This is a genomic window from Mycobacterium sp. (assembly GCF_035623875.1).
GTDB lineage: Bacteria > Actinomycetota > Actinomycetes > Mycobacteriales > Mycobacteriaceae > Mycobacterium.
The window spans coordinates 1-9,096 of sequence record NZ_DASPSP010000319.1 but is presented as its reverse complement, the minus strand read 5'-3'; the positions used below and the strand labels follow the sequence as shown (position 1 = coordinate 9,096).

Below are 9,096 nucleotides of genomic sequence, written 5' to 3'. Positions count from 1 at the left end.
CCGTTCAGGTCAAGCTCGAGAATGCGCCCGCCTTCCCGGCATTCGCCGATAAACAACCGGCCCTGGTGCACGGTGATTCCGTTGGCGGAGGGGAGATCGTCGCGCAGCACCCAAGTGTGACCATCGGTGTTACGCACGCTGACCCGACCGTCCATGACCTCGGTGGCGTACAGGTTCCCGCGCGGGTCGAACGCCACGTCGTCGGGTGCGATGATGTCGCCGCCCTTGGCACTGACGGTTTCCAGCCGGCCGGTCTCGAGGTCGAGGGCGCTAATCTGGCTGCCGGTTACCTGCGCGATGTAGATCCGCCCGTCAGGGCCGGTCCGCAGGCCGTTGGATCCGAACAGCCGGCTCGGCGGGGTGAGCCGCTCCAGGCGCCAGCCCTCGGCGAGGCTGGGTGAAATCCCTGCACCCGAGCGGCCTTCTTGCAGCAACATCGATGATGACCTCCGGGGCCGTGTTGTCAGGGCGGTTTCAGCCGGTGACGTTAGCAACCGAGTCTGGTCCAGACAATAGTTCGAAGTGCATTCGGCGGCCCCTCTTGACGCTCGGCGATTTGCAGAGAATCATATTCTCAATTATGCACATCTGCCTATTTTGTCCGGACAAAACTAATAGTGGTCGATAACCTGCTGAGTCTCGATCGTCGCGTGGTGGTGGTGGCTGGCGCCGCGGGCGGCGGCATCGGCACCACTGTCACCCGCATGGTCGCCGAGGCCGGCGCCACGGTGATCGCGGTGAGCCGGTGCCGGCAGAATCTCGACGACCATATTGCGCCGCTGATCGAGCGAGGACTGTCGATCGTGCCGGTGGCCGCCGACGTCGCGACCGACCACGGCGTGGCCGCCGCGATGGAGCAGGCGGTGCGGGCCGATGGCGATCTGCACGGGCTGGTGAACGTGGCGGGCGGAGCCGCCCCGTCGACCTGGATGCCGTCGACCCGGGTGACCCGCACCGACTGGCGTGACCTGTTCACCCAAAACCTGGAAACCACCTTCTTCATGAGCCAGGCTGTGGCGGCAGAACTGAAAGCACGCAAACGTCGTGGGTCGATCGTTTCGATCTCCTCGATCAGCGGGATGAACAGCGCGCCGTTCCACATCGCCTACGGCACGGCCAAGGCAGCGGTCGCGGCGATGACCCGCACCATGGCCGTAGAACTGGCCGTCGACGAAATCCGGGTCAACGCGGTAGCTCCCGGCGTCACCGCCACGCCGGCCTCGCGCACCTACGTCGACGAAGACGCCGAGCGTGATCGGCGTGCCATCGCGATGGGCCGGCGCGGCCGTCCCGCGGAAATCGCCGGCGCCATCCTGTTTCTGTTGTCGGACCTGTCGAGCTACATCACCGGCCAAACGCTGCTGGTCGACGGCGGCCTGGATCTCAAATGGACACATTTGGACGCCGACAACACCTCGCTTTTCCTTAAAGATGACTCCTTCCGAGCAGCACTAAGGGGCATGTGATGACCGACACCGAAGTCCAAGCGGCCGAAGAACTTTCGAAACCGACGACGATCGGTGTCGAAGCGTATATCAGCGAGAGCTACGCCCGAGCCGAGCGCGATAGGCTATGGCGAAGGGTCTGGCAGCAAGTTGGCCGTGTCGAAGAGCTGCCCGAGGTGGGTAGTTACCTGACCTACGACATTCTCGATGACTCGATCATCGTGGTGCGCACCGCAGACAACGAATTTAACGCCCACCACAACGTCTGCATGCACCGCGGTCGCCGGCTGATCGACACGCCCGAGGGGGCGAAGAACGCCCGTGGCCGCGCCCGCAAGTCGTTCGTCTGCGGTTTCCACGGCTGGACCTATGGCCTGGACGGTGCGTGCACGCACATCCGCGAGCAGCAGGACTGGCAGGGAGCGCTGACACCTGAGAACACCCACCTTCGACCGGTCAAGGTCGACACCTGGGGCGGTTGGTTGTGGATCAACATGGACCCCGACTGCGAGCCGCTGGCCGACTATCTGTTTCCTGCCGCGAAGATTCTCGACCCGTTCGGGCTGGAGAACATGCGCTACAAGTGGCGCAAGTGGCTGTCATTCGATTGCAACTGGAAGGTCGCGCTGGAGGCCTTCAACGAGACCTACCACGTCTACACAACCCATCCGGAGTTCAACACGTTCGGCGAATTCAAGGGCTGGGCCAAGGCGCAGGGCAAACACAGCAACATCGGCTATGAGGCCCCGGACGATCTCGCGGCGACCAAGTCCAAGATCCGCCTCGGAACCGGCGCCGACCCGCGGGTGTCAACCGCGGAGATGCAGATCTACACGATGGAGGAGACCAACACCTCCACCACCGAGACGTTGGTGAACGCCGCCAAACGGTTGGTCGACGAACTGCCCGAGGGCACACCGGCCGACCAGGTCCTCGAGCACTGGCTGGCGTCCGCCCGCCGCGACGACGAGGCCCGCGGCGTCATCTGGCCGACGATTCCCTCCGACATCCTCGGGCAGGCCGGCACCGCATGGCAGATCTTCCCGAACTTCCAGATCGGTCAGGGTCTGACGGTTGCGCTGTGCTACTCCGCTCGCCCGCATCCCAGCTACAACCCCGACAAGTGCATTTTCGAGGTGTCGGTGTTCGAGCTGTACCCGAAAGGCCAAGAGCCCCAAACGGAATGGGAGTACACGCCGGTCGGTGACCCCCGATGGCGCTCGGTGTTGCCGCAGGACTTCTCCAACATGGCCGCAGTGCAGCAGGGCATGAAATCGCTTGCGTTCCTGGGTACCAAACCCAATCCCTACCGAGAGCGAAGCACTGTCAACCTCCATCACCAACTGTCGAAGTACATGGGTACCGGCGAACCGCAGGAGCTTTCAGATAGATGACCCAGTTTGATAGGCGGTCTGATACCTGCCGCCCGACGCAGACGCCGGACGACATCGATATCGACGCGCTGCGCGAGAAGTACTTATTCGAGCGCGATAAGCGGCTGCGTCCGGAGGGCTCGAAGCAGTACTTGGAACTCAAGGACGAGTTCGCAGAATTCGCCGAGGTTGATCCCCACACACCAGTGACGCCGCGCACGCCGATCGACGAGGACATCGACGTCGCGGTGCTGGGCGGCGGCATCACCGGTCTGCTGGCCGGCGCGTACCTCAAGAAGGCAGGCGTCGATGACGTGCACATCATCGAGATGGGCGGGGACTTCGGCGGGGTCTGGTACTGGAATCGCTTCCCGGGAATCCAGTGCGACAACGACGCCTACTGCTACATCCCGATGCTGGAAGAACTCAACTACATTCCATCGAAGAAGTTCGCCGACGGCGTCGAGATCTACGAGCACTGCCGTCGCATCGCGAAGCATTTCGGACTCTACGACGGCGCGATCTTCTCCACTCAGGTTCGCGCGGTGCGCTGGGATGAGACGATCAAGCGCTGGCGGTTGAGCACTAATCGCGGTGACGACATTCGTGCCCGGTTCGTGGTGATGGCACAGGGCTCCTTCAACCGGCCGAAGCTGCCCGGAATCCCCGGCATCAGGGACTTCAAGGGACATATGTTCCATTCCGCTCGCTGGGATTACGACTACACGGGTGGGGATGCCAACGGCGGATTGCACAAGCTCCATGACAAGCGTGTTGCGCTTGTCGGTACCGGTGCGACCGGCGTGCAGCTGGTTCCGCACTTGGGCCGAGACGCCCAGCACCTCTATGTCTTTCAGCGCACGCCGTCATCGGTGGACGTGCGAGGCAACGAGCCGACCGACCCGCAGTGGGCGGCTTCTCTGCAGCCCGGCTGGCAAGAACAACGCAAGCGCAACTTCCACCGCTGGTCACCGTTGGGGGAAGGTGCGGTGTTCGACGAGCCAGATCTGGTGTGCGATTTCTGGACTGAACTAGGGCGCAACCTGACCGCGCGGATCGCGGCTGCCGACGATCCCACGGCACTGACCATCGAGCAGATAATGGCCTTCCGCGAAGAAGAGGATTACAAGGTCATGGAGCGGTTGCGGCGACGCGTCGAGGAGCTCGTCGACGACCCGGAGACCGCCGAAGCGCTCAAACCCTACTACCGGTTCATGTGCAAGCGGCCCTGCAGCAACGATGAATACCTGCCGACGTTCAACCGCCCGAACGTCACGCTGGTTGATGTGTCGGAATGCAAAGGCGTGGAACGACTAACCGAGAAGGGGATTGTCGCCGACGGCGTTGAGTATGAAGTCGACTGCGTCATCTTCGCCAGCGGTTTTGAGATCACCACCGACATCGGCCGTCGGTACGCAGTCGATGTGATCGAGGGCCGCGACGGCCTGTCGCTCTTCGACCACTGGCGCGACAGCTACAAATCACTCCATGGGATGACCAGCCGAGGCTTCCCCAACCAGTTCTTCACCGGTTTCATTCAGGGCGGCGTGGCAGGGAACACCACGGCGATGCTCGAGCAACAGGCCGAGCACATCGCCTACATTATTTCCGAAGCAATAGCGCGCCGCGCGACCACCGTCGAGCCGAGCAAGGAAGCTCAAGACAACTGGGTCAAGACGATCCGCGAAACCTCAATAGACAGCTCGGAATTCGCGGTCTCGTGCACACCTGGCTATTACAACAATGAGGGTGGCGGTGGCGGCGAGGGCATCCGCTCGGCCCTCGGCGATCCCTACATGCCGGGCTTCTACGCATTCGACGACCTGCTCAAGGAATGGCGTGCCAAAGGCGGCCTAGACGGTCTGGTACTTGAGAACATAGATGGCTGACTTGAGATTCGACGGCAGGGTGGCGGTCGTCACCGGGGGTGGCCGAGGGCTCGGCCGCTCCTACGCCATGCTGCTCGCGTCTCAGGGGGCGAAGGTTGTCGTCAACGATTCAGGGGGCGGCCTCACCGGTGACGGCACCGATGCCGGTCCGGCCGACGATGTGGTACGTGAGATCGCCGCCGCCGGTGGTCAAGCAGTCGCCAGCACCGACTCGGTGGCCACCGCAACGGGCGGCAAGGCGATCACCGACGCGGCGCTCGATACGTACGGCCGCATCGACATCCTCATCCACAACGCCGGGATCGTGCGCCGCGCATCGCTGAAAGAGATGAGCTACGATGACTTCGACGCCGTGCTGGATGTCCACCTGCGCGGCGCATTTCATGTCGTGCGGCCCGCGTTCCCCATGATGTGCGAGGCCGGCTACGGACGCATCGTGCTCACGTCGTCAATCGGCGGCTTGTACGGAAACCACGATGTGGCCAACTACGCGGCCGCCAAGGCCGGCGTGATCGGGCTGTCCAATGTCCTGGCGTTGGAAGGTGCCGCCGACGGCGTGAAGAGCAACGTGATCGTGCCCGCAGCCGTCACGAGAATGGCCGAAGGCATCGACACGTCCGCGTATCCGCCGATGGGACCCGAGTTGGTGGCTCCCGTGGTGGGCTGGCTGGCACACGAGTCCTGTTCGGTCACGGGCGAAGTGCTAATCGCGTTGGCCGGACGGGTGGCCAGGGCGGTCGTCACAGAAACGCCGGGGGTGTATCGGCCGACGTGGTCGATCGAGGAAGTAGCCGAACACATCGAGGCGATCCGCAACACGTCTGACCCTGTCGTCTTTCCCATCGTGCCGGACGGCCACGGCGACCACATCCGGTATAGCTTCTCGATAGCCGCCCAGGAGGCGCACCATGCCTAGCGGACCGCTGACGGGTGTCCGCGTCGTCGACCTCACCGGAATGGTGATGGGGCCGTACTGCACGCAGATCATGGCCGACATGGGCGCTGATATTATCAAAGTCGAACCGCCACAAGGTGATATAACCCGCTACATCTCTGTCGGTCCCGCGCCGGGCATGAGCGGCGTGTTCGTCAACGTTAACCGCGGCAAGCGCAGCATTGTGCTGGACCTGCAAACCGACTCCGGAACACGGGCGCTGCGCGCGCTTGTCGAGACCGCGGACGTATTCATCCACTCGATGCGCGCCAAAGCGATCGCCAAGCTCGGCTTCGCCTACGAGGACGTCGCGGCGATCAACCCGGCGATCATCTACACCAATTGCTACGGGTACGGGCGGCGCGGACCCGACCGCGACCGGCCCGCCTATGACGACACGATCCAGGCTGAATGCGGCCTGCCGGCGGTACAACAGCAGCTGACCGGCGAAGCCGACTACGTCGGAACCATCATGGCCGACAAGGTCGCCGGGCTGACCGCGCTGTACGCGACGACGATGGCGTTGTTTCACCGCGAGCGTACCGGGGAGGGGCAGGAAGTCGAGGTCGCCATGTTCGAAACCATGGCCTCGTTCATCCTCGTCGAACATGCCAACGGCGCCATGTTCGACCCTCCCCTGGGGCCAGCGGTTTATCCGCGTGCCGTAGCGCCCAACCGTCGTCCATATCGCACCAGTGACGGCTACATCGCCGCATTGGTCTACAACGACAAGCACTGGAACGCTTTCATGAACGCCGTGCGGCCACCGTGGGCCAGTGAGCTGTATTCGACGTTGGAACAGCGTGCGCGCCAGATTGACACTGTCTACGGGTTACTGGCCGAGACGATGAAACAGCGCTCGACTCACGAGTGGCTGGTGCTGTTTCGCGAACTCGAGATACCGGCCGCGCCAATGAATACACCCGGCGAGCTGTTCGACGATCCGCATCTCAACGCTGTCGGCATGTTCGAGACCGTGGACACCCCGCACGGTCCGGTGCGCTTCCCGGGCGTACCCACCTGGTTCTCTCGGACACCGGGTCGCGTTGCGGGGCCGGCGCCAGAGTTCGGCGCCCACACCGCAGCGATCCTCGACGAGCTGGATCTGACGGTCGACCTGGCACCCATGTCTGAGGCCGAAAACGACTCGCTCAACAGTATTTATCCCTAAGGAGTTTTCACCATGGCTGTGCCCGTTTACAAACGCATTCTCGACCTGTTCGAGGCAGAGGGTGTGAATACGTTGTTCGGTATCCCCGACCCGAACTTCGTGCACCTGTTCCTCGAGGCGGAATCGCGTGGCTGGGCTGTGATCTCGCCTCACCACGAGGAGAGCGCCGGTTTCATGGCCGAGGCTGTCTCGCGGATGACGGGCAAGCCCGGCTTGTGCATCGGCACGCTGGGTCCCGGAGTGGCCAATATCGCCGGGGCGATGATGTGCGCCAAGGTGGAGAACTCGCCGGTCATCTTCCTCGGCGGCCAGCGGGCGCGTATCACCGAGCGCCGGGTCCGGCGTGGGCGCATCCAGTTCGTCCGCCAGGAAGCACTTTTCGCGCCGACGGTGAAGTACAGCGCGTCGATCGAATACGCCGACCAGACCGACGAAATCGTTCGAGAGGCGATTCGTCGCGCGATGTCGACAACACCCGGCCCGGCTTACGTCGAGTTTCCGTCCCATGTGATCCTCGAAGAGTTGAACGTCGCAGATCCGCTGCCTCCCAGCGCCTATCGGCTTGTCAACCACGGGGCGGGCGCACCCGAGATCGCCGAGGCAGCCAGGCTGGTGCGCGAGGCCGAGAACCCGATCCTGCTGGTCGGCCACGGCGTTCACACGTCGCGCACCGGATCGGCGGTCAGGGAACTCGCCGAGCTGATAGCCTGCCCGGTGATCCAGACATCGGGGGGCACCTCGTTCATCCCCGGTCTGGAGGACCGCACATTTCCCTACGGCTTTTCGTCCGCGGCAGTCGAGGCCGTGGTCGCGTCGGACCTGTGCATCGCGCTCGGCACCGAACTCGGCGAACCGGTTCACTACGGCAAAACACGCCACTGGGAACAGAACAACGCCGCTCGCAAGTGGATCTACGTCGAGCAGGACCCGACGGCGATCGGAGTGAATCGACCGGTAGATGTGCCGCTGGTGGGAGACCTGCGCGGCGTGGTGCCTCAGCTGGTCGACGCGCTGAAGGAAATCCCGCGTTCGCCGTCGGCCGATCTTGCCCGCTGGATCAAACAGGACGCAGACACGCTGGCCGAATTGGCCGAGACCGCACCGAGTGGACGGACTCCGATCCACCCCGCACGCTTTGTGGTGGAAGCGACCAAAGCCTTTCCGGCCGAGGGCATCATGGTCCGCGACGGCGGCGCGACGGTCATTTTTCAGTGGACCTATTCGCTGGCCAAGCCGCACGACGTCATCTGGAACCAGAACTTCGGCCACTTGGGCACGGGCTTGCCCTATGCCGTCGGCGCTTCGGTCGCCGACGGCGGCAAGCGGCCGGTCATGCTGCTGACCAGCGACTCCTCGTTCATGTTCCATATCGCCGAGCTGGAGACCGCCGCACGTCTAAAGCTGCCGCTGGTGTGCGTTGTGGGTGTCGACCACCAATGGGGTCTGGAAGTCGGGGTCTACAAGCGCACGTTCGCTCAGCCGTCACCGCAGCCCGGTGTGCACTGGAGCAAGGACGTTCGCTTCGACAAGATCGCCGAGGGCTTCGGCTGTCACGGCGAATACGTCGAAAAGGAAGAGGAGATCGGACCGGCGATCGAGCGAGCGTATGCCAGCGGCAAGACCGCCGTCGTGCACGTCTGCATCGACCCGAAGGCCAACTCCGAGGAGATGCCTAAATACGATGAATTCCGCACCTGGTACGCCGAGGGCACCCAGTAGAAGAAAGAAGGAAAGGCCATGCGCGAATACCTGAAGTTCTACATCGACGGCAGCTGGGTTGACCCGTTGCGGCCCAATAAGTTTGACGTCGAAAACCCGGCGACGGAGCGGGTCACCGGGAAGATCTCGCTCGGCTCGGCCGCCGACGTCGACGTAGCAGTCACCGCAGCCCGGCGCGCCTTCGCCAGCTGGTCGCAAAGCAGTCGCGAACAACGACTGGACCTGCTGGAGGCCATCCTTGCCGAATACCAGAAGCGCGCCGGTGACCTCGCCGACGCGGTCACCGAGGAAATGGGCGCGCCGCCTTCGCTGGCCGCGGGCCCCCAGGTCCAGCTCGGGATTGGGCACTTAGTGACGGCGATCGACGTGCTGAAGAACTTCCCGTTCTCCGAACAGCACGGGTCAACGCTGATCGTCAAGGAGCCGATCGGCGTCTGCGGGCTGATCACGCCGTGGAACTGGCCGCTCAACCAGATCGCTGTCAAGGTCTACCCGGCCTTGGCAACGGGGTGCACCATGATCCTGAAACCGTCTGAGGTTGCGCCGTTCTCGGCCTACATCTTCA

The 9,096-nt window shown here is 63.4% G+C and carries 8 protein-coding genes; 7 read left to right on the top strand and 1 reads right to left on the bottom strand.

Annotated features, from left to right (window positions below):
* Nucleotides 1-437 (bottom strand): SMP-30/gluconolactonase/LRE family protein (locus VEI45_RS25590; protein WP_414687590.1); only part of this gene is annotated, 437 nt, incomplete at its 3' end.
* A 180-nt stretch (nt 438-617) separates the two neighbouring features.
* Between VEI45_RS25590 and VEI45_RS25585 the strand changes: the two genes are divergently transcribed.
* From VEI45_RS25585 to VEI45_RS25555, 7 genes are all read left to right on the top strand, one after another.
* The gene (locus tag VEI45_RS25585) at nt 618-1,466 is read left to right on the top strand and encodes an SDR family oxidoreductase (RefSeq protein ID WP_324857504.1); all 849 of its coding nucleotides are present in this window, start codon (nt 618-620) and stop codon (nt 1,464-1,466) included.
* The gene (locus tag VEI45_RS25580; protein ID WP_324857503.1) at nt 1,466-2,839 is read left to right on the top strand and encodes an aromatic ring-hydroxylating dioxygenase subunit alpha; all 1,374 of its coding nucleotides are present in this window, start codon (nt 1,466-1,468) and stop codon (nt 2,837-2,839) included. Before VEI45_RS25585 ends, VEI45_RS25580 begins: the two co-directional genes overlap by 1 nt.
* The gene (locus VEI45_RS25575) at nt 2,836-4,707 is read left to right on the top strand and encodes an NAD(P)/FAD-dependent oxidoreductase (protein ID WP_324857502.1); all 1,872 of its coding nucleotides are present in this window, start codon (nt 2,836-2,838) and stop codon (nt 4,705-4,707) included. Before VEI45_RS25580 ends, VEI45_RS25575 begins: the two co-directional genes overlap by 4 nt.
* Complete coding sequence (locus tag VEI45_RS25570; RefSeq protein ID WP_324857500.1) at nt 4,700-5,623, top strand: SDR family NAD(P)-dependent oxidoreductase; 924 nt, start codon at nt 4,700-4,702, stop codon at nt 5,621-5,623. Before VEI45_RS25575 ends, VEI45_RS25570 begins: the two co-directional genes overlap by 8 nt.
* Nucleotides 5,616-6,812 (top strand): CoA transferase, encoded by a 1,197-nt coding sequence (locus tag VEI45_RS25565; RefSeq protein WP_324857498.1) that lies wholly within the window; start codon nt 5,616-5,618, stop codon nt 6,810-6,812. The genes VEI45_RS25570 and VEI45_RS25565 overlap by 8 nt, the downstream gene beginning before the upstream one ends.
* Before the next feature lie 12 nt (nt 6,813-6,824).
* The gene (locus tag VEI45_RS25560; RefSeq protein WP_324857496.1) at nt 6,825-8,531 is read left to right on the top strand and encodes a thiamine pyrophosphate-binding protein; all 1,707 of its coding nucleotides are present in this window, start codon (nt 6,825-6,827) and stop codon (nt 8,529-8,531) included.
* Between the two features lie 18 nt (nt 8,532-8,549).
* Nucleotides 8,550-9,096: aldehyde dehydrogenase family protein (locus VEI45_RS25555; protein WP_324857495.1), on the top strand; the 547-nt coding region annotated here is incomplete at its 3' end.